This is a genomic window from Steroidobacter cummioxidans, assembly GCF_003104955.1.
Genome location: NZ_LSRW01000035.1, coordinates 25,936 through 47,170, shown reverse-complemented (window position 1 = coordinate 47,170; position 21,235 = coordinate 25,936). Strand labels below are relative to the sequence as shown.

The 21,235-nt window shown below is 61.6% G+C and carries 14 protein-coding genes; 6 read left to right on the top strand and 8 right to left on the bottom strand.

Annotated features, from left to right (window positions below):
• Positions 1-45 precede the first annotated feature (45 nt).
• From D0550_RS17770 to D0550_RS17760, 3 genes are read left to right on the top strand one after another with little or no spacing between them, the layout of a single operon-like run.
• A complete protein-coding gene (locus D0550_RS17770; RefSeq protein ID WP_206606371.1) occupies positions 46-1,206 on the top strand; it encodes a glycoside hydrolase family 88/105 protein in 1,161 nt (386 codons plus the stop codon).
• The gene (locus tag D0550_RS35285; RefSeq protein WP_116810532.1) at positions 1,203-2,465 is read left to right on the top strand and encodes a DUF4861 family protein; all 1,263 of its coding nucleotides are present in this window, start codon (positions 1,203-1,205) and stop codon (positions 2,463-2,465) included. Before D0550_RS17770 ends, D0550_RS35285 begins: the two co-directional genes overlap by 4 nt.
• On the top strand, positions 2,462-3,355 hold the full coding sequence (locus tag D0550_RS17760; RefSeq protein WP_174842501.1) for an endonuclease/exonuclease/phosphatase family protein: 894 nt from the start codon (positions 2,462-2,464) through the stop codon (positions 3,353-3,355). The genes D0550_RS35285 and D0550_RS17760 overlap by 4 nt, the downstream gene beginning before the upstream one ends.
• Here D0550_RS17760 and D0550_RS17755 read toward each other — a convergent pair.
• The gene (locus D0550_RS17755) at positions 3,240-3,869 is read right to left on the bottom strand and encodes a FecR domain-containing protein (RefSeq protein WP_161965899.1); all 630 of its coding nucleotides are present in this window, start codon (positions 3,867-3,869) and stop codon (positions 3,240-3,242) included. The genes D0550_RS17760 and D0550_RS17755 overlap by 116 nt on opposite strands.
• Before the next feature lie 195 nt (positions 3,870-4,064).
• Between D0550_RS17755 and D0550_RS34930 the strand changes: the two genes are divergently transcribed.
• Complete coding sequence (locus D0550_RS34930) at positions 4,065-4,238, top strand: hypothetical protein (RefSeq protein ID WP_161965898.1); 174 nt, start codon at positions 4,065-4,067, stop codon at positions 4,236-4,238.
• Here the strand turns inward: D0550_RS34930 and D0550_RS17750 are convergent.
• Positions 4,194-7,019: a TonB-dependent receptor domain-containing protein gene (locus D0550_RS17750; RefSeq protein ID WP_116810529.1), complete on the bottom strand. Its 2,826-nt coding sequence runs from the start codon at positions 7,017-7,019 to the stop codon at positions 4,194-4,196. The two genes, D0550_RS34930 and D0550_RS17750, sit on opposite strands and share 45 nt — an antisense overlap.
• A gap of 238 nt (positions 7,020-7,257) precedes the next feature.
• Between D0550_RS17750 and D0550_RS17745 the strand changes: the two genes are divergently transcribed.
• Positions 7,258-7,908: a GntR family transcriptional regulator gene (locus D0550_RS17745; RefSeq protein WP_116810528.1), complete on the top strand. Its 651-nt coding sequence runs from the start codon at positions 7,258-7,260 to the stop codon at positions 7,906-7,908.
• 9 nt (positions 7,909-7,917) lie between these two features.
• On the opposite strand, the gene D0550_RS17740 is transcribed toward D0550_RS17745, so the two are convergent.
• Both D0550_RS17740 and D0550_RS17735 read right to left on the bottom strand, forming a co-directional pair.
• Entirely contained in the window at positions 7,918-10,896 is a 2,979-nt protein-coding gene (locus D0550_RS17740) for a TonB-dependent receptor domain-containing protein (protein WP_206606370.1), read from the bottom strand.
• Positions 10,897-11,313: 417 nt separating this feature from the next.
• Entirely contained in the window at positions 11,314-12,213 is a 900-nt protein-coding gene (locus tag D0550_RS17735) for a dihydrodipicolinate synthase family protein (protein WP_116810527.1), read from the bottom strand.
• A gap of 175 nt (positions 12,214-12,388) precedes the next feature.
• Between D0550_RS17735 and D0550_RS17730 the strand changes: the two genes are divergently transcribed.
• Positions 12,389-14,797 carry a glycoside hydrolase family 127 protein gene (locus D0550_RS17730; protein ID WP_116810526.1) on the top strand — a complete coding sequence of 803 codons (2,409 nt, stop codon included), beginning with the start codon at positions 12,389-12,391 and terminating at the stop codon, positions 14,795-14,797.
• Here D0550_RS17730 and D0550_RS17725 read toward each other — a convergent pair.
• The 4 genes from D0550_RS17725 to D0550_RS17710 all read right to left on the bottom strand — a co-directional run bounded on the left by D0550_RS17725 (position 14,760) and on the right by D0550_RS17710 (position 21,227).
• Positions 14,760-17,456 carry a DUF5695 domain-containing protein gene (locus D0550_RS17725; RefSeq protein ID WP_206606369.1) on the bottom strand — a complete coding sequence of 899 codons (2,697 nt, stop codon included), beginning with the start codon at positions 17,454-17,456 and terminating at the stop codon, positions 14,760-14,762. The two genes, D0550_RS17730 and D0550_RS17725, sit on opposite strands and share 38 nt — an antisense overlap.
• Positions 17,457-17,471: 15 nt before the next feature.
• On the bottom strand, positions 17,472-18,425 hold the full coding sequence (locus D0550_RS17720) for a proline racemase family protein (RefSeq protein WP_241520833.1): 954 nt from the start codon (positions 18,423-18,425) through the stop codon (positions 17,472-17,474).
• 78 nt (positions 18,426-18,503) lie between these two features.
• Positions 18,504-19,493 (bottom strand): class A beta-lactamase, encoded by a 990-nt coding sequence (gene bla / locus D0550_RS17715; protein ID WP_116810523.1) that lies wholly within the window; start codon positions 19,491-19,493, stop codon positions 18,504-18,506.
• 12 nt (positions 19,494-19,505) lie between these two features.
• Positions 19,506-21,227, bottom strand: coding sequence for a serine hydrolase domain-containing protein (locus tag D0550_RS17710; protein ID WP_161965897.1), 1,722 nt, complete (start codon positions 21,225-21,227; stop codon positions 19,506-19,508).
• Between the last annotated feature and the right edge of the window lie 8 nt (positions 21,228-21,235).

Below are 21,235 nucleotides of genomic sequence, written 5' to 3'. Positions count from 1 at the left end.
AGTGCGTTTAGTTATAAAACGCCTCGCCACCCCAGGGGAATCCGCATGATCGCCACACGTAGCGCAGGAGTTTTCGCAACGTTCATCTCCAGCGTCGCGATGCTGGCCGGATGCTCCACCACCTCGGATGCGCCACAACTCGCGCCCGAGCCAGGTGCCAGCCACTTCACCAATTGGCCGGAGGGTGCGGATCCAGCGACCATCGGCCGCCGCATCGCCAACAACTTTGTCGCGCGCGGATTTGATTTCGAGGTGAACTCGTTGCACCGCTGGATCATTTATCCAGAAGTCTGCGCCTGGTACGGCGCGTTGCTGGTGGCGCAAATCACCGAAGACGACAGCTTGCAACGACAGCTCATCGGCAAGTTCGATCAGTTCCGCACGCCCGAGGGCGCAGCTCGGCTCAGCCCGCGCTCGCATGTCGATTACCGCATCACCGGCGTCGTGCCGTTGGAGATCTATATGATCAACGGCGACCCGTCGTATCTCACGCTGGGCCGCGACTTCGCCGATAAACAGTGGGAGACCACGACGCCCGACGGCATCACCACCGAGGCACGCTATTGGTCCGACGATCTTTATATGTTGCCCGTGCTGCAGGTTCAGGCGTATCGCGCCACCAAGGATCCGAAGTATCTGGATCGCGTTGCCCTGACCATGGTGGCGTACCTGAATCGGCTGCAACAGCCGAACGGCTTGTTCCTGCACAGTCCCGACTCTCCTTTCTATTGGGGCCGCGGCAATGGGTGGGTCGCAGCCGGCCTGGCCGAAGTGCTGTCGGTGCTGCCACCGGAGCACCGGCACTACCAGCGCATCATGCAAGGCTATCGATCGATGATGGCCGGCCTGCTGAAGTATCAAGGCGCCGATGGCCTGTGGCTGCAACTCGTCGATCAGCCCGACTTCTGGCCCGAGACCTCCGGCAGTGCCATGTTTACATTCGCGCTCGTCGAAGGGGTGAAGCGCGGCTGGCTCGACGCATCCCGCTATGGCCCCGCCGCTCGCAAGGCCTGGCTCGGCCTGGTCCCTTACGTCGATGCAGAGGCCAACGTTCGTGAGACCGTCGTGGGCACCAACAAGGCTGCGCGCGAAGTCGGCGAGGACCTCGTCGTGCAGAAGAAATATTACTTCGATCGTCCCCGGAAAACCGGTGACCTGCATGGGCAGTCGCCAATGATGTGGACGGCTGCGGCGTTACTGCGATGAGCAGGCATGCCGCCCTTGCGATGGCCGTCTCAGCTGCGCTGGGCTTGCACGCGCAGAGCGCGCTCGCTGCGAAAGCCACCATCGTTCTTCACAACGACGCCAGGCTCGCCCGACCGGCGGAGACCATCGTCATCCCATTCGCGGAAATCAAAAAGGCCCTGCCCGATCTGACGTTCGATCAGGTCATCGTGCGCGATGCCAAGGGCACGGTGATTCCCTCGCAGGTCACCGCGATGAAGCACATTCATCACGGCCCCGCCGAGTATGACGACTTGATCTTCCAGCGTGACTTTCGCGCCAGCGAACCGCGGGTGACGGTCACCATCGAATCCACCACCCAGCCCCAGCCACCTTTGCAAAGCAAAGTCTGGGCCGGTCACGTTCCAGAACGCTGGGACGACTTCGCTTGGGAAAACGACGAGGTCGCGCATCGCGCCTACGGGCCCGCGCTGGCGCGGCCCGAAGCTGGAAAAGATCAGATGACCAGCAGCGGCATCGATCTGTGGACCAAGAGGGTGCCGTACCTCGTAACGGATCGCTGGTATCGCAAGGGTCACGATGGCTTGCACACAGATACAGGTGAAGGCCTGGATTTCTACGAAGTCGGCCGCGCGCGCGGCGTCGGCGGCATCGGCATCTGGGATGGCCAGCAACTCGCGGTGTCCGCGAATTGGCGCAGCTATCACGTCTATGCCAACGGACCGCTACGCGCGATCTTCGATCTCACGTACGAGCCCTGGGACGCCGGCAACGGCGTAAAGGTCACCGAGCGCAAGCGCTTCATCGTCGATGCCGGCCAACAGCTCGATCAAGTACAGAGCACGTTCGACTTCACTCCCGCTCCGGGGTCGGACGGCATGCTGACGGTGGCGATTGGTCTCACTGAGCATCCCGCCGCCGCAGATGTTCAAGTGAGTCCCGATGAGCGAGGCCGGCTCCTTGCGATCTGGGAGAAATACGCAGACCACCCGTCGCACGATGAGCTCGGCACTGGCATCGTGCTGGCAGCCGAGGCAAAGTTTGCCGGCTTCGCGCGCACAACGCCTGCCGCGAAAGGCCGGCCTGACAGTTTGCTACTGGTCAAAGTGCACCCGGGCGAGACCGTTCGCTACTTCGTAGGGGGCGCATGGAAGCCCGCCGGCAAGATCAAGTCAGCCGCAGAGTGGAGTGCCTATCTCGCATCGAAAGCTGCGCGGCTCGCGGCACCGATTCGAGCGGACATCAATGGCGTGCCCGTGAGGACTGGAACCGTACCGTGACTTCGACAATCAGCCGACGACTCCAATTCCTGCTGTGGCTGGTCGGCTGCCTGCTGGTCGCGCTTCCGGTTCACGCACAACCACTGCGCGTCATGACATTCAATGTCCGTTTCCTTACCCAGAACGACGGCGCGAACAACTGGGACGCCAGACGTGACCTCGTTGCCGAGATGCTGCGCGCCGAAGATCCCGACGTCATCGGCACGCAAGAGCTCTTCAAACGCCAGGGCGATGACATCGTCGAGCGCCTGCCGCAGTTTGTATGGTTCGGCGAAGGCCGGGGCGGCGGCGATGGTGACGAACACATGGGCGTGTTCTATCGCAAAGATCGGCTGCGCGTGCTCGAGTCCGGCAATTTCTGGCTCTCCGATACGCCCGACATTCCGGGTAGCCGCACGTGGGGGAACATCTATCCTCGCATGGTGACGTGGGCTCGCTTCGAGCGCATCGCCGACGGCGCGACGTTTACGCTCTACAACACTCACCTGCCCTATCGCGACATCGATGAGCCTGCGCGGATTCGCAGCGCCGAGCTGATTCGCGCTCGGTTGGAGAAACTGCCTCTGAGCGAGCGCCTCATTCTTATCGGCGACTTCAACACCACATCAGCAAGTCGCGTCCACTCGATCCTCACCGATTCGCTGACGGACGCCTGGACGGCCACGGCCCAACGCACCGGACCGGAGGGCACGTTTCATGACTTTACGGGAAAGCCCGAACGGCGCATCGACTGGATCTTGTTTCGCGGGCTACGGGCGAATCGAGTGCATACGATCACAATGCACCGTGACGGACGGTATCCGTCGGATCATTTCCCGGTGGTGGCGGAGTTTGATTTTCCAACTTCGGGGAGGCCTCTGCGAGTCGTCGTGACCCGGAGCAGTTTGTAGGCCAGTCCAGAGATTCATCTGCTCCCAAAATTCTCGTAAATGGATCGCCGTGCCCACTGCGAACATCCACCCGGACGACGCCTTCATCAACTTTCACTACAGAGCACGCCCCGGCAGAAACCGAAAAGCTCGTCCCGAGGACCGTGACGTCCACCAGCGGAGTCTGCACCTTGAACGGCTTCGCGTCCTTTTTGACAATGAAGTGCGCCGTGCCGCGCGGCATGACAACGAGGCGGTTCGGGCCTGCAAGATCCACCTGCATGCGTGTGCCTGGAGAGGTGGCGACCAGACTGCCGTCAGACAGGCGTTCGTTCCTGATCTCGTTGTCCGCCGAGGCGATGTCCCCGTTACGCACGTCGTCGAGCTTGATTTCCTGAATCTCGACCACGGGTTCCGGCTCCGCATCCATCACACGAGTCGCTGCGAGATACCAAACGACACCAATGGTGGCCAGCACGAACGTCTGTACTACGTACCGCAACGCCTTTGCCAGCTTCTGTATCAGGCGATTCATTGAAGTCCCCGATCTCATCGGATCGTTGTTATGAATTTCTCTACGTTGGATCGGCCGACAGGTTGTTGCGGCCCACATCGCGCCAAGCGCGCGTTTGTGCAAGAGGCAGGCGGGCCAAACCGAAGCCCGTATTGACTGGACAACTACGGCTGGACAGTGTATCGCGCGCGATCTTCTATCTAAGGGGGCTTACACATGAACGCACAGCGAACCGATGCGGTCGAGCTGCAAGACTTCGGGGATGCCATGGTGGAGACCCGGCAGTTTTATCCGTCGATGGAGTTTCCGGACTATTATTTCGGGCGCGGCTTCTATCCCGGCTGGTCAGAAGGTCCCGGCGATGGTGCCATAGATCTGTCGCCCCTCTAACTGAGCCTGCGACGGGTCGAAGCCCAGGGAACCGCCGACCCGAGCGAACGGCGGTTCCCGGTCCAGCACGTTGACCGCACCCAACGTCAGCCGCAGATTGCCCGCGATGTTTCTCGAAACACTGAAATCCCAGACCTCGCCGCCCGGCACTTTGTCCGGTAACCGTTGGCCGGTGATGTCGCTGCGATCGCGATAGGAAGAAATGAGGTGGGCGTGGACCGAGGCACGCCAGTAATCGTTTTCGTAGGTCAGCGACGCCACTGCTCTGCGTCTGGGAATGGTGCCGAGCTGCGACGCCACCCCCAGTCGGCTCTCCATCTGGATTCGCTCGCTCGGTTGATCGCTGTATTGGAATTCGTCTGTCAATGTGACCAGCAGACGAGGCATGAACAAGCCCAGCCTCGTCTCGATCTGCGTCTGCGCTTCGAGATCGACGCCCTCGGTTGCCGCCGCTCCGGCGTTCGCTCGCGTGAGATCCAGCGACACCAGGCGCCCTTGTGAATCTCGAACGATGCGGCCTGACGCCGTCGAGTCTTGCTGGGACAGCAGTGACGATGCTGTCACCGTGGAAATATGGTCTCGAACTTTGACGCGCCAGAATTCGGCGGATAACCGCAGGCCAGCCTCCGCCTGATACAGAACACCGATGCTGGTGGAAAGCCCGGTGCTGGGCTGCAGCTGCGGATTGCCGCCCATGATCACCTGAACCGGCGTGACCTGCTCCAGCTTGGGATCGTAGATCTGAGTCAGCAGCTCGACCCGCGGCTGATTCATGTCGACCAGCGAAGGCGGCCGGAACGACTCGCTGGTTGCGGCATGAAATCTGAGCGAATCGCTGACGTTCCACACCATGCCGAGCTGTCGTCTGCTGATGGAACGAATGTCGGCATAGTCGTCGGTGCGCATGCCCAGTATCAGTGCCATATCCCTCACAGCCGGAATGTTCATTCCGGGCCCCAGCACCGGGACACGCAGGTGCGCGAAGCGCGAAGTGATATTGCGGTGAGCACTGTCGATGCGCGGATCGAAATCCATGCTCTCGCGACGTCCCTCGATGCCCAGATTGGCCATCAGTTGGCCTGCAGGCAGACGCGCCAGCGCGCCTTGCGCCGACGCATGCACCTGAGTCGCGCCGGCGTGGTACCGATTCGCTGGAGTGTCGATGAGGAGATCCGCGGGAACCGCGGTCCTTCTTACGGTACTGTAAATACTCAACGTCCGACTCGGATCGTCGCCCTGCAGTCCGCGCTCGATGGCGCTCGCATTCACTTCGCTGGGTAGATTGACGTCGACCTTTTCATCCGAGCGAACCACGAATGCGGAATACTTCCAAGGGCCGATCGGCCCCTCAGCAGCGGCGACGGCACGCGTCGAATTGGTTTCGTACCGGAAGCCCTGCGCCGGCACGCCGGCGAGCACTGCATCGACAATCACAGGAACGCCAAACGGATTTTCCGGATGGTTGGCTGCCAACGTCTCCCCCGCAAGGACCACGGGCCTGAGCTGAAAGTCAGTGGCACGTTTGAAGCCCAGCAACTCCATGGAGACGGTCGACGCACCGAACTGCACAGACCCGGTCGCCAGCATCGACACCCGTGAGCTGGCCGGAACGATGGCCTGATACGCTCGCCAGCTACTCAGATTGTGCTGTCCGGCGATGAAATCGAACATTCCGGTGTCGGGGTTGACTCGAGCCGCGGCGAACGGCGCATCCAGACCCGGCAGATTCTGACCGTCGCTGGAACGCACGTTCAATGGAGAGGACAGTGGGGAGCGGTAATCCAGCGCGCCATAGCGCCTGAAATCCTGGTCGTTCCAGCGCTCCCGCTCGCTGCCAAGCAGTTCGCCCCAGCGCTGCACGTCCAGAAAAACAGCGACGCGGCCACGATCGCTACTCATGCCGCCACTGATGGATGCGACATTCTGCGAGGCGCCCCCTTGCGCCGAGCCATGCCTGATATAGAGCACCGGGTCGACACTGTCACGCAGGACGATGTTCACGGTGCCGCCGACCGCGTCCATGCCATGCACCAGCGAGTTGGCATCCATGCTGATCTCGACGCGCTCCACCGCACTGATTGGAATGGTGGAAAGATCGAATGCGTTGTTCGCCAGATCGGCTGCCGTTCCGAAGGTTCGACGACCGTTCAGGAGCACCAGCGTGTACGACGCGCCCAGCCCGCGAAGCTCGGCGTACTGGGCGCCAGAGGCGCGATAGCCCTGGCTGCGATGGAAAGCGGTCTGTGAGATATAACGCAGCAGGTCGGGAATGCTGGCCGCACCCGTATCGTGGATGCGTTTGCGATTGATCTCGAGCACCGCCGCTGGAATGTACTTGGCAAGCTCCGGCAAGGAAGAGCTGGTGACCAGCATCTTGTTCTGTTGCAAGTGCGCGAACCGTTGCAATCCGAAGCTGCACTGGCAGTCGCTCACATCCGCAAACACCTCCGTGCGTCCCGAGACGCCGTCCGGGCGCTTCAGCAAATGACACGCCGTCTCGACGAGCTTCAGCCAGGCCTCTTTGCCGGTGTATTCGCCTGGCGGCAGCGGCCCGAGCATCACATCGCCGCATTCGCCTGGATCGGCCTCGTAGCCGGTCAGTATGCGCAGCGCGTTCGCCTGTGCGCGAGCCGAGTTGACGCCGGCCTGCAGGGTGTACCGTTCCTCATGCTCGTTGGCATTCGCTGGCCTGTCACCAGGCGAAGCAGCGAGGCCAATGCAGCCGCATGCAGTCAGACTCGCGGCAAGCAGCAGTGAGCACGAAGTACTCTTCCATGACATGACGACCCTGAATCGTTGTTAGCGGAGTTACCACGAATAGTGCATAGACTGCTCCATTCGGGCCGCTGCACTCTCGCCGCCGGGTCAGGCTGCGAGGCGCCGCCACCGCTCGATTATGTAGCCCGCCACCACAGTTTCCGCTGTTCCCGAACCCAAACCCGCCACTGCGCCCCGAATTTGTCCTCGGTTCGGGTATGATCGTCTACGGTATTCCATCTGGAGCCGTGTCCCCCTCGCCATGAGCATTCTCGTCCGCACGCTTTCCGACCGCGTGTTCGAAGTCGTCCGTGAGCAGATCCTCAAGGGCCTGCTGCCCAACGGCGAGCCCATTCGGCAGGATGCTCTGGCCACCGAACTCGGCATCAGCAAAATCCCACTGCGTGAGGCGCTGGCGCGGCTGGAGCAGGAAGGCCTGCTGATCAACCACCCGAACCGTGGCTATTACGTGCAGCCGATGTCGCGCGAGCAGGTGGATGAGATCTATGCGCTGCGGCTTTCCATCGAGCCGCCAGCGGCGGCCTACGCGGCCAGCGTCGCGACGGACGACGATCGTTCGCATGCGATGCGAGCGTTTACGGCGCTCGACACGGCCGCTCACAGCAACCTCGCCGACGTGGCCGTTCGCAATCGCGAATTTCACATCGCGCTGGTCGAGCCCGGTCGCCGCAGCCTCACGACGCAATTGGTCGAGCGCCTGACAGTGCTGGCCGAGCGCTACGTCATCGCGCATCTCGAGCCGGCCGGCCGTGACGCCCGCGCGCATGTCGAACATCAGGCGCTGTTCAACGCCTGGCTCGAACGCGACAAGCGCAAGGTCGAGAAGCTCCTGAAAGAGCATATCCAGGGCACGTTGAAGGATCTTCGAGCGGAGCTCAAAGACGCCGACTGAGCGCAGCGCTCAGAACTCCACCGTCATGCCGAAGTACAACAAGCGCCCCATTGGATCGTAAACGCCCGGATAGGTGTTGCCGTTGCCGAACGCGCTGAGCAGGCCCGCGGCGATCACCGGCGGGTCCCGATCGAACACGTTGTTGATGCCGGCACGGAACTCGACCGAATCCACGAATTTCCAGGTCGCGGCGAGATCGAAGTAGCTGTAGGCGGCAATGCGACGATTGATCGCGATGTAATCTTCGCCCTGCAGGAACTCGTTGCTCGAGTTCGAAGACAGCGACGCCGAGCCAAAATACCGCCAGTTCCCCGACACCGTGGCGCCACGCTGCGGTGAGGTCCAGGTCATGCGAACGTTATGACGCCAGTTCGGTGTCGGCTGACCGCAGGTCGGACCGAACAGACCGACACAGTTGTAGCTGCCCAGGCCCGGCAACTGCTCGACGCGGCGGCTGTTCAACCAGGTGCCGACGAAAGAAACATCGAACGAGCCCACGTCCGGCGTGCCTGGCAGGAGGTTGCCGAGGTCGAAGGCATAGCTGGACGTGAAATCCATGCCGGAGGTCTGCAGGTAACCGGTGTTCTGATTGTTCGCCGTGATGTAACCGTTGGTTCCGAACAGCACGCCCGACGCCGGGTCGCGATGGAACAGATCGCAGAAGTACTGCGAGCCCGTCTGGATACATTGATTGATGACCGTCGGTGCGTCGACCGCGCCGATGTAACCCTCCACGAAGATGTCGAAGTAGTCCGCCGAGAACGTGAAGCTCGGGATGCTGCCCGGTGTGAACACGAAGCCGTATGTGTAGATGTCAGCGATCTCCGGCTGCAAAGCGAGGTTGCCGCCAGCGAGCGTCACGCAAGTGTCAGCGGGGCACTCAGGGATGAAGCCGTACTGAGCCTGCGTCACGCCGCTACGCATGCAGTTTTCCAGGCTCGCAGTAGGATCCGATCCGGAGCACGGGTCCTGGGCTGCGACATTGCCCAGCGCCTGAGCGGCGAACAGCTCTGAGATGTTGGGAGCACGCACCGCCCGGTTGTAACTGCCTCGCAGCTTGAACGACGACACCGGCGCGTAGCGAAGCTCGAATTTGTAGGTGTCCGCCGTGAAACCCGTGCCGCCCTGGATCGAGTAGTCGGAGTAACGGTAGCCGAGGTTCACGGCCAGCTCCCTGACAAACGTTTTGTTCGAGATCAGCGGCGCATCCGCTTCGATGAACAGCTCTTTGACGTTGAACTCGCCCGCGTTCTCCTTGGTGCCTTTCAACTGCGCGAGCGCATCGGCCTCGAACGTCAGCTCTTCAGTGCGATACTCCGCGCCAGTTGCAATCGCGACACCAGCCGACGCGAACGGGCTGCGCAGGCCGTACTGATCCAGATCGCCGTTGATGGACAGATTGGCGACCCTCTGGGTCTGCACGCCGTGCGTAAACGTCGGCGTGAGCAGGTAGCCATAAGCTTCGTCGCTGATGCCGAACGCGGAGAACACATTTGCAGGCACACAGCTAGGATCGGTGCCATCGACCACCGATCGACAGGTGGGCACGCCGTCCACGTTTACGACCTGCAGTGCGCGGGCGCCCTTGGCCAGATCGAGATCGTTCTTGTAGCTCTCATCGAAGATGACGCGGGAGAACAGATAACTCACGTCATACGTCCAGCCGCCGACGATGTCGCCCCGGGAACCGAAGTTCAGGCGATAGTCGGTGTGGCGCAGGTCATCGACACGAGCGCCGCCCGCGCCGGCGAAACGATAGCCGATGAACGTGTTGATGTTGGTCGGCGTCCCTGCGGCTGCTCCGCACAGGATCGACGCCTGCTGCGCCGACATCAACGGATTGTCGCAGTTGATCTGATAGGTATTGCCCTGGAAATAAGCGCTGGGCGCGGCCTGCGAGAATGTATGGTCGTCCATGAACATCACGCCGCCATACAGCTTCACGCGCTCGCTGTAGTCGTAGTGCGCGAATCCGCCGGCGGTGATGCGCTTGTCCTGGCGCTGGATGTAGTTGGTGGGCGCGTAGTTGTACAGAAACGAGCTGTTGTACGGCACCCAGACCTGCTCGCCATCCTTGGTGTTGTTGAACGTGCGGCCGTTGTTCGGGCCGCCGAGCATCACGAAGCTGCCCCATTGATTGTTGCTCGATCCGCCGCACACCAGTCGATCGTTGGCATCGCCGCCGAGGTTCAGGCCGCAAGCCGAGTAGTCGCGAGTATCCTGAGTCACCGGCTCGAGCTTGCGATAGCCGAGATAGAACGTGGCATTGCCCTTGCCGTCGGCGCTGTTCATGCCCATGGCCACGTTGACGTCGGTGCGGCCGCCATCCCAAACCGAGCCCTTGGCCAGCTCGTAGTTCGCGTCCCTCACGACGGAGCGCGCATACGAGTTGTCGTTCTTGTGCCAGGCGGAGCCGTATTGCGCGGAGATCCGCACGCCTTCCAGATTCTTGTCCAGCACGAAGTTCACGACGCCCGCGACTGCATCTGAGCCGTAGACAGCCGATGCACCGCCAGTGACAACGTCGACGCGCTCGACCAGCGCGCTGGGAATGAAATTCACATCGGCCGTTTCCACCGGCAGCATGCGCTGGCCATCGATGAGCACCAGCACGCGCGACGAGCCGAGATTGCGCAGGTTCACACGCGCGGTGCCGTCCGAACCGTTGGAGCCGTTCTCGTTCGAATCTGCGGTGAACTGCGGCATGCGGTTCAACACTGCTTCGACCGCCGATGTGCCCTGATACTTGAACTCTTCCTGCGGCAACGCCGTGATCGGGCTCGCCGTCTCCAGATTGGCTCGTTTGATCCGCGAGCCGGTGATGACGCCTTCCTCGAGCAGCGCCCCTTCGGCGCCCTGCGCCTGCGCGTGTCCGCCGATCGGAGCAAACATTCCGATCGCGCACGCCGCCATCACGACACTGCCACTCAACGATGCATGTTTCGATCGGCCTGCCGGCGTTGGCAGTCCTGCTTTTTTGTTGTGCATGTCAGCCCCCAATGGTGTTTTGAGCCAGCCGAAGCTTGCTGACATTTAAGACATGTCTGAGTTAATAAATCAAATATGTTATACGGTATAAATGAGCCATCTTCGTAAGCTATTGTTTTTTATTGTGGTTGAAAGAATGGGGGCGCGATCCGAGACACCGGAACGGGGTGTGGCCATGGACCTTTGTATCAGCGCTGCCTGAACGGCAACGTCACGCGACCGAGACGACTGGGACCCGCAATCACCGTTGAGTCGTCAACCTAAGGCAACGTCGCGCTCTCGCGCGTGCCGGCGATCGCAATGCCGGCAATGATGGATTACTGCGGGTCCGGTGCGGTCGGCGCCGGCACCGGTGAGTGGTTGGATGTCGGCGCCAACGATGACACCGACACCGAGTGCAATCAGGTGCGACCAGTTCTAGGCGCGTGTGGGCCGGGTGGCGGCCGCTCGCTCGACCATCTCTGTGACTTGCCGACGTCGCTCACCGGAGAGCGGCAGTCGCGGTGGACGCACTCGTTCCGAGCCGCGTCCCATGATCTGCTCGGCGAGCTTGATCGACTGCACCAGATCATGCGCGGCATCCAGATGTAACAACGGCATGAACCAACGATAGATAGCTCGTGCCCGATCCAGATCGCCACTATTGACCGCCTCGATCAGCTGAGTCGATTCCTGCGGGAAAGCGCTCGTGAGGCCGGAAACCCAACCCGTCGCGCCAAGCAGTAATCCTTCCAGCGCGACGTCATCGAGACCGGCCATCAGAATGTAACGATCGCCGAATGCATTGATGAGGTCGGTAAAGCGCCGCGGATCCGGCGCCGACTCCTTGACTGCCACGATGTTCGGCACATCCTTCAGTGCTTCGAGCACCGCGACGCTGATGTTCACTCGATACGCCGGCGGATTGTTGTACAACATCACCGGCAGATCGGTCGCCTGCGCCACGGTGCGGAAGTGCATGATCAGCTCCTCTTCCGTGGGCACATAAACCATCGCCGGCAGCACCATCAAGCCATCGGCGCCCGCCTTCTTTGCATCTTTCGCAAAGGCGACCGCGCGACGAGTGTCGAACTCAGACACACCGGTGACGACCGGCACACGGCCCGCGACTACTTCGGTTACCGCGCGCAACAGCGTTTGTTTCTCGGCAGGATCGAGCGAGTTGTTCTCGCCGCACGTGCCCATCGCGATGATGCCGTGGACACCGTCTTTGACCAGGTTGTCGATCACCTGCTGGCTGCTGCCCAGATCGATCGACAAATCCTCCTTGAACTGTGTGGTCGCCGCCGGATAAACGCCCTGCCAGGTCGGTGTCATGGTAGCCTCGTCTAAGGAACTTCAGGTATATCGTATACTATTCACAGCTGAGCAGTGTAACCTGTGACATGGAGCCCTGATCGTCACGCGGTTCGAGCCCGGCCTGCGCCGCACGCTTTGTGGAATTCAGCAACGCCGATGGGCCGATCTGCAACGTTTCATCCAAGGAGTACCGATGACTCGATTCCTGCTGATCACCGATCGTCGCGCACTGTTGCAGGGTGCAGCAGCCGGTGCGCTCTGTGCCAGCCTCCCCTGGACCGGCGCCTGGGCGAGTGCCGGAGCGCTACCGGGAACTGCCAGGTCCCTGCCCCTCGGCGATATTCGTTTGTTGCCGTCTCCATTTGCCGATGCAGTGGCAGCGAATCGCAAGTATCTGTTGACGCTGGAGCCCGATCGTCTGCTCCACAACTTCCGCAAGTTCGCAGCACTGACGCCCAAAGCTGAAGTGTATGGCGGCTGGGAAGCGGATACGATCGCCGGCCACAGCCTCGGTCATTATCTGTCCGCATTGGCGTTGATCCATGCGCAGACCGGCGAACCCGAAGCACGACGACGCGCCGAATATATCGTCGCGGAGCTGGCCGAAGTACAAGCCAGGCAAGGCGACGGCTACGTCGCGGGATTCACCCGCAAACGCAAGGACGGCACGATCGTCGACGGCAAGGAAATCTTCCCCGAGATCGTGCGCGGCGAGATCCGCTCGGCCGGCTTCGATCTCAACGGCTGCTGGGTGCCGTTCTATAACTGGCACAAGCTGTTCGCTGGCTTGATGGATGTAGACACCTACTGCGGCGGCAACAAGCGCGCGATCGACGTCGCCGTTGGGCTTGGCGGTTACATCGAGAAGGTCTTCAATGCGCTCAATGACGAACAAGTACAGACAGTGCTCGATTGCGAGCACGGCGGCATCAACGAGAGTTTCGCCGAGCTCTACACTCGCACGGGTGATCGGCGCTGGCTCGCGCTCGCCGAGCGCATCTATCACAAGCGCATTCTCGATCCGCTGACCGCGCAACGCGATGAGCTCGCCCAGCGCCACGCCAACACGCAGATCCCCAAACTGATCGGCCTGGCTCGTTTGCACGAGATCACCGGCAAGAGCGATCAAGCCGTTGCGCCGCGCTTCTTCTGGAAGACAGTCACGACGGAACACAGCTACGTGATCGGCGGCAACTCCGATCGCGAGTACTTCTCCGAGCCGCGCACTGTCTCAGGGCACATCACCGAGCAGACCTGTGAGGCCTGCAACACCTACAACATGCTCAAGCTGACGCGCCACCTGTTCGCGTGGCAGCCGTCGGGTGCGCTGTTCGATTATTACGAGCGCGCACACCTGAATCACATCCTTGCGCACCAAGATCCCGCGACCGGCATGTTCACTTACATGACCCCGCTGATGTCGGGCATCAAGCGCGAGTTCTCTTCGCCCACCGACAGCTTCTGGTGCTGCGTCGGCTCCGGCATGGAGAGTCATGCCAAGCATGGCGAGTCGATCTGGTGGGAGAACGACGACACGCTGCTGGTCAACTTGTTCATCCCGTCGCGCGCAACCTGGAGAGCGCGTGGCGCGCAGTTGGAAATGTCGACTCGCTATCCCTACGACGGCACCGTGAACATCAAGGTGGCGTCATTGCGAAAGCCGCAGCAGTTCGCCGTCGCGCTCCGCGTTCCAGGCTGGGCGAAAGATGCGCAACTGACCGTCAATGGCAAGCCGGCCGAAACCACGAAGGACGCGGGCTATCTGATCGTTCGCCGTCGCTGGCGCGAAGGCGATGCACTGGCGTTCACTTTGCCGCTGGAACTGCGGATCGAATCGACGCCGGGCGATGACAACACGATCGCGGTGTTGCGCGGACCGATGGTGCTCGCCGCCGATCTGGGCTCTGCCGATCAACCGTTCGAAGCAGCTGCACCTGCATTGGTCGGCACGGATCTGCTAGCCGATTTCAAGCCTGTCGACCCCGAGCAAGCCGTCTATCGAGCCAGCACGATTGCCCGGCCGAGCGCGCTCACGTTCTCCCCGTTCTACAAGAACTATCACCGGCGCAGCGCGGTTTACTTCCGTCGCTTCACCGATGCCGAGTGGGCCAACGAGGAACGCACGTTCAGCGCCGAGCAGGCGCGCCTGAAGGAGCTCGCGGCCCGTTCGGTCGACGTGATGCATCTGGGTGAGATGCAGCCGGAGCGCGATCACGAGCTGACCTCGGAGATTTCCTATCCCGTGGTCTATCGCGGCCGCCAGGGACGCGACGCGCGCACCGGCGGCTTTTTCGCGTTCCGCATGAAGGTCAGGCCCGGCCCGCTGATTCTGCAGGCGACCTACTGGGCCGACGAACGCGCCCGTAAATTCCATGTCCTGGTCGAAGGCCAGCGGATCGCGACACAGGCGTTGCGTCCGGACAAGCCAGTATTCTTCGATGTGGATTACGAGATTCCGGAGGCGCTCACTCGCGGCAAAGAGAGCGTGTTGGTGCGCTTCGAGCCCGAGCCCGGCAACACCGCCGGCCCGGTGTTCGGCTGCCGCATCTACACCAAGGCCAACCTCACGGCTGCAACTGTAACGACACTTCGTCTTTACTGAGCGGAATCACGTAGCGTCCGCGCTGCTTGCTCAGCGCGGCGCTTGGCTGATAGCCAGCGCCGGATCTCGTGCTCTCGACTCGAAGATGCGCCTTCGATGTGAACTCGTCGGCAGGATCGAGACGCACAGTCACCTTCCCGCTGCTTCGATCGTAGTCCACGCGCGCGAACTTGCCCGCATCCAGCGTCAGCCACAAACCCGCTTCCGCAAGAAACACTCGAGTGCGGAAGCCATCGCGCGGCACGAAGCTCACGACGGATCCTTGCTCCTGACTCGATCCGCCAAAGCCGACGTTACCGAACACCGGATGGCGCGCCAGATAGCTGCCAATGCCGTAGGCGTAACCGTAGAACGCCGTGCCGTAGTCGCCGTTGTACCCGTCGAACCGGAGCAGGTCCGGATTGGCATGGAACGCCGCCGAACCGAATCCCTCTTGATCGATATTTGTCAGCGTGCCCATCAAGCCGCCGTATGCCACTCGTAGCAAATGAATGTCGTGCGGATCGCGGCGGAACGAATCGAGCAGCGGCAACGCATTGTTCGCCGAGCCGTAATGATGCAACTGGCGCTCGAGCTGCGCGGTCTTGCCCGCGTACATGAAATCCCAATAGCGACGCGCATTGCCGTTGTAGCCCCAGCTGGGAAGAGTCGGGTCGTAGCCAAGGATCACTTCGCGAGTCAGATCGGCCTTTGCGGCGTTGCCAAAGTACCGCATCCACGCGTACACCTCGGGCTGACCGGTCGAGTCCCAAGGCATCTCGCTGCCGAACGGATATTCCTCCGCGGCCCAATGCTCGGCGCGCTGGCGCATGGCCTGCTCGAGCTGCGACGCTTCGGCCTTCATTCCCTCGTCCTGCAGATCACGCAGGATCTCGATGAAGACCTCGCCTTCCATCTGTCCGAACTTCGCATACTCGGGCGCGAGCCGCGGCATCGCCAGCGCAGTCTGATAGGCGCGATCCAGATACCACCGCCAGTCATGCGCCTTGACCAACCCGTCGTGATAGCGAGCGAGCCGATACAACACCCAATGCGCGGCGGCAACGTGCACATAGTTGAATGAGCGAACGACCGAGTCTGCTTGTGACTTCCGCCATGCCGACCATTTCGTCCAGTCGATCGCGGCGTCATAGCGCACGCCTTGCGGAGGCTGCGGCTCGTAGTAGAACAGGCCCTTGCGGACACCGAACTTGTCGGGCCCTTGATTGACCTGCAATCGACCATCGAGCGTCTGCGTGACGAAGCGCTCGAACTTCTCGATCTCCGATGCGCTCGGCGCGCCAAGTTGCTTCATGATGAGCGCAAGCCAGGCGCCGGCGCCGCCTTCATCGCTCAGCCCCGCCATCCACACTCGCTGATCCTGCAATACGACGGCATTGCGCTCACGATCGAACGTCATGAACGACGAACCGCGCTTGAACGGATCCGACGGATCGTCGTACCAATGCTTCGTGGAAATGAATCGACCCAGGTCTTCGAGCACCGCGGCACTGGGCTTGGTAACGAAGTAATGAATCGCCTGCCGCGTGCCGTCCGCGTACGTGATAGAAAGACGCGATCGCCCCCATTGCCGCCCGGTCACGCGATATCTCGACCAGCCTTGCACACCTTCGGCAGTTGCAATCTCCAATGCCCCCGCCGGCTGCGCGTCGATTGATCGGATGGGTTGCCGCGACGAAACCCAAAGATCGCCCGCCAGATCCGTCGGCAGCACGTAGCCTGGAATGCCTACAGCCACCGGACGCGAATTCGCGGCCAGCGTGTTCTCGATCTCTCGAATCGATTTGGAGATCAGGAATTGCACGCCAAAGAGACGCGTCTCACCCCGCCGAAGCGTGACGACCATCGGCTCATTCCACTGCTGAGCGCCCTTCCATTCCCGCTCGGCAAAGCCGCGGCTTGCGGCCATCCAGCTGTAAAAGCCTTCAAACGTTTGCCCGCGCTGAGTCGCGTCGTTGAGCAGCAGCGCCTTGCCGCTCTCATCCTTCTGATCGGCGATCGGGCGATAGGCCTCGAACGGCGTTCCGCTTTCGCCCGTGACAAGCAATGCCGGGCCTTGGCCGTTGAGTCGGGTGACCTGCAGATAGCCGGCATCGAGGCCGATGTACGGATCTGCGAAGCTCGCCTCGGTGTGTGCCTCCGCCAGCGAGCGTTTCGACAGCACATTGTCGAACACCATCGCGAGCCCAACGCCGCCCAGCTCGATATCTCGTGGGCCAGCATTGGTCAGCTCGAAGCGTAGCGACAGATGGCCGCTGTCGCCGATCTGCCAACGACGCACAACGCGCAAGCCCAGCGCGGCCGGCAATCGCAACGAGACTTCGGCGGCCGCCAATGTCTTCGCATCGCGCGGCAGCTCACGTGCCGGCTCGCGGCGAAAGGCGGTCGAGTAATCCTGCCACTGCGACTCACCTACCGATCGCAGACGCAGATCGAGATCGCCCAATTGGTAGTAACCATCACCGCTACGTGTACTGCGCAGCTTCGACGGTGCGAAGTCGAATCCGCCGCCCTGCTTCGGCTTCAGCGACACCAGCGTCTGCGACGAGTTGTCGAGCACGATGTCGAAGTCGCGACTCTGCACATCGAGCGTCGTGCTCGCCATCGACAGCGGCTGGACGAACAGCATCACTGCACTGACACGCAGCGCGGCGCTCACGACATTCCTCATCGCTCAGCCTCGCATTGCATCCATGTTCTTGTCGTCGCGGATACCCCAGCAGAATGGATCGTTCGGATCGAGCAGCAACTTCGCATCGGCGGTCACATGCGCCGTGCCCATGATGATCGGCGCGATCGTTCCCTTGGCGCGATCGAGCCATCGATAGCGCGCTCTGAAAACGCTCCCGAGCACGCTCTCCTGAGTCCACTCCTCGTCTTCCGCAAGCTTGCCGTCGGCGGCCAGACACGCGAGCTTCGCGCTCGTGCCGGTGCCGCAAGGAGAACGGTCATACGCTTTGCCCGGACAGAGCACGAAATTTCGACTGCGCGCCGTCGGTGTCGCACCGAGCAGCTCGACATGATCGACCTCGGGATAGCCCTGCGCATTCACCGCCTGACGAATGCGCCACGAAAGATCGGTGAGCGACTCGACGTTCGTCAGCCGTATCGGAATGCGTTCCTGTTCGACCAGGAAAAACCAGTTGCCGCCCCAGGCCACATCGCCAGTCACCTGACCAACACCGGGAACATCGACGGTCACGCCGTGCGCCTTGCGATAGCTGGGAACATTCGCCACAGCGACCGATCCGTCAGGCAGCAATTGCGCCTCGACCACGCCAACCGGTGTATCGATCTTCACCGTCCCTGGCTTCAGCATCCGCAGATGCGCCAGGGACACGATCACACCGATGGTGCCGTGACCGCACATGCCGAGATAGCCGACGTTGTTGAAGAAGATCACGCCGATGTCGCATTCCTCGCGGTGCGGCTTGCACAACAGTGCGCCGACGACGGTGTCGTTGCCGCGAGGCTCGTTGACGATGGCAGAACGGAACGCGTCGAAGCGTTCACGAAAGCGCCTCAGGCGCAGGTCGAGCGGCCCTTCACCGAGATCCGGCCCACCTTCGAGCACCAGACGCGTCGGCTCTCCGCCGGTGTGAGAATCCAGAATTCGGATGCTGTCCACGTCGCTTCCTTCTGGCATTTAGTATACGAAATACTATCCAGACAGAAGCAGCCTGGCAAGCCGGGGCAGTCGCCGGCGTTAGCTGGTCTCGGCAAACAGGAAGTGATCGCGCACCGAGCGGGCAATCTCGGCGATGACGCGCTCGCGCTCTTCCATCGGTTGATCGCTTGCCTTGATGAAGACAGCGATGACGATCTGACTCTTGCCATCAGGCAAGGTCATGACGCCGACATCGTTCACTGTGCCACCGACGGTGCCGGTTTTGTGAGCGATGACGGTGCCGGCGGGCATCCGGCCCGGCAACCGGCCGGTGCCAGTGCGACAACGTTGCATGATGTCGATCAGCACTTTGGTGCTCGACACACTCAGCGCCTGCTGATTGAAGATCTTCGTCAGCAGTTGTGCCATCGCCGTCGGCGTCGACGTATCGCGGACATCATTGTCGAACGCGGCGTTCGGATGGTTGCCGCGCTCCTCGAGGTTCGGATCCTGCTTGAGCGCCTCTTCGAGGATCTGATTGAACGGCCCCGGCGGTAAGTTGAAGAAGTCACGCAACAAAGTCGCCGTATCGCGATCGATGCGTTGATCTTCGATGCCCTGCTTGCGCACCCACGCCGTCGCTGCCTGCGGACCGCCAGCGAGCCTGGTGAGTACGTCGGTCGCTGTGTTGTCGCTCAACGTGAGCATCAGCTCCAACAAGTTCTGCACCGACAGGCTGATGCCAGGATGGATCGCGAGACTGGCGACGCCGTCGGACGGCACGATGTCGGTGGGCTGAACTGCGACCAGTTGCTCGAGCTGCAACTTGCCAGCATCCACGTTGGCGAGAATCGCACCCGCGACGGCGATCTTGAATGTGCTCGCCATCGGAAAGCGTTCGCCCGCATTCACCAGGATGCGCTCGCCTTTGCCATCGAGCTGCCACGCGGCGACGCCCACCTTGCCGCCGATCGGCGCGGAAAGTCTTGCGATCTCTGCCTCGAGGACCGGCGCGGCGACGGTCGTTTCAAGCGATGACATGACACAGAAGAATAAAGCGACTGGCCAGCGACGCAATCCTTGTTTCATCTGAGTCGTCCTCTACGCAGTCGCCACCCGCCACAGGTCCTCGCCCGAAAACTTCAGGCGCATGCACCGGCCGTTGACGACCTCGCCGAACTGAATCCATTCGGGACTATGGGGCTCGTCACGTAGATTGAAGCGGTCGCCCGCCGCTTCCAGCGGCATCATTCCGTTGATCCATAGCCGGCCCTTGCACAGCACGATGCGCATGCTGCCGAGCCACGGACTCTCGTTTCGATAGTGCCCGACGTAGCTGTGCCATTCCTTGGGCACATTGAATTGTTGCTCGCCGCGATATTTGGAGTTCGTGTACCAATCCGAGCCCCAGGCCACCTCGACCACCGCGCTTTTCGGATCTTTCTCATCGGCGCGACCGAACATCAGCGGGAAATGACTCTTGCCGCCGTCAGCAACGACAAATGCGCCCGGCGCCCCTGCCGGTTGCAGCGGCACTTTGCCGTCGGCGCGCACCAGGAACAGTTTGTCGCCATCGTGCTGGATAACCAGCTTGCCGCCGCCGCTCTGCTGATACGAACCGGCATAGTCCGGCGCGTCCGGCACGCGCAGCGCGGGGTTGGCAGCCGGAATGTTCGGTAATGGCTTCGACGCCTGCTGCTCACGCATGAGCTGCACGGCATACTGAGTCACCGCCGTCGGCCGATAGCCTTGCTGTGCGTTGATCGATGCAAACGCGCCGACACCATTGTCGATATCGACCAGCAACGACGACATGAACGACACCATGCCGCCGGTGTGACGCACGACGGTATGCCCATCGAGCTTGTCGACGGCAAGGCCATAGCCGTAGCTCGCGGTCGGGCCAAACGCCGGCGCCACGATGTGCGCCTTCGTAAACAGCGCAAACGAGTCCTTCGACATCAATCTGCGGCCATTCGGACCTTCACCGCCGTTCGCGATCATGCGCAGATAGGCGCCCATATCCTTCGCGGTCGCAGCGACACAACCCGCGCCGGTGGTGAGGATGAGTCCCGCTGCTTCGGCGAGTCGCGCATCGCGCGTTCCCGGCCGATCGTTTTGGAACGCCGAGTAGTTCTTCACCAGGCGATCGCGGACATCCAGCGTAATCACCGGCTCCGACTGCGTCATGCCGAGCGGCTCGAGAATGCGCTTGCGGATGACTTCGGGCAGCTCGCGACCATCGAGCGTCCATGCAAGATAGCCCAACGCCTCGTAAGCCATGTTGCAGTAGTGGAAGTGCGCACCAGGCGCATACGCCGCGCGATGTCGCAGCGATGGATCCGACGGCAGCATCGGCACGTCGCCGGGCAAACCCGCGCCGTGCGTGAGCAAGTGATGTGTGGTGATAGGCGCAAATGCCGAGTCGATCCGGAACCACGGCAGGTACTCCACGATCGGCTTGTGCAGATTGAGCTTGCCCTCGTCATGCAGCTGCAACAGGCAGACCGCGACAAACGACTTGCTGATCGAGCCGATCTCGAACAGCTCGTCCTCTCCTACCGGAGCACGACGTTCGACATCGCCAAGTCCATAGTGCACGACCCGTCGCACGCCCTTGCGATCGCCGAGCACCAGCGTCATCCCTGGCGCGTGCATTTCTTCCATGTACTGACGGACGAATTCATCCAGACGCGCGAACAGATTGGCATCCGCGCCGGACTGCGGCGTCCCTGTCGAATCGGCCACCGCGAATCGTCCCATCGCGGTCACGCCAGCAAGCAATCCCGTATGCAACAACATCTCACGACGGCTGATCGGCATTGTGTTCT

What these genes read in the sequence shown, in the direction of transcription:
- D0550_RS35285 (WP_116810532.1), top strand. Translation starts at nt 1,203, where the DNA reads ATGAGCAGGCATGCCGCCCTTGCGATGGCCGTCTCAGCTGCGCTGGGC.
- D0550_RS17730 (WP_116810526.1), top strand. Translation starts at nt 12,389, where the DNA reads ATGACTCGATTCCTGCTGATCACCGATCGTCGCGCACTGTTGCAGGGT.
- D0550_RS17770 (WP_206606371.1), top strand. Translation starts at nt 46, where the DNA reads ATGATCGCCACACGTAGCGCAGGAGTTTTCGCAACGTTCATCTCCAGC.
- bla (WP_116810523.1), bottom strand. Translation starts at nt 19,493, where the DNA reads ATGAAACAAGGATTGCGTCGCTGGCCAGTCGCTTTATTCTTCTGTGTC.
- D0550_RS17755 (WP_161965899.1), bottom strand. Translation starts at nt 3,869, where the DNA reads ATGAATCGCCTGATACAGAAGCTGGCAAAGGCGTTGCGGTACGTAGTA.
- D0550_RS17745 (WP_116810528.1), top strand. Translation starts at nt 7,258, where the DNA reads ATGAGCATTCTCGTCCGCACGCTTTCCGACCGCGTGTTCGAAGTCGTC.
- D0550_RS17710 (WP_161965897.1), bottom strand. Translation starts at nt 21,227, where the DNA reads ATGCCGATCAGCCGTCGTGAGATGTTGTTGCATACGGGATTGCTTGCT.
- D0550_RS17735 (WP_116810527.1), bottom strand. Translation starts at nt 12,213, where the DNA reads ATGACACCGACCTGGCAGGGCGTTTATCCGGCGGCGACCACACAGTTC.
- D0550_RS17740 (WP_206606370.1), bottom strand. Translation starts at nt 10,896, where the DNA reads ATGCACAACAAAAAAGCAGGACTGCCAACGCCGGCAGGCCGATCGAAA.
- D0550_RS17750 (WP_116810529.1), bottom strand. Translation starts at nt 7,019, where the DNA reads ATGTCATGGAAGAGTACTTCGTGCTCACTGCTGCTTGCCGCGAGTCTG.
- D0550_RS34930 (WP_161965898.1), top strand. Translation starts at nt 4,065, where the DNA reads ATGAACGCACAGCGAACCGATGCGGTCGAGCTGCAAGACTTCGGGGAT.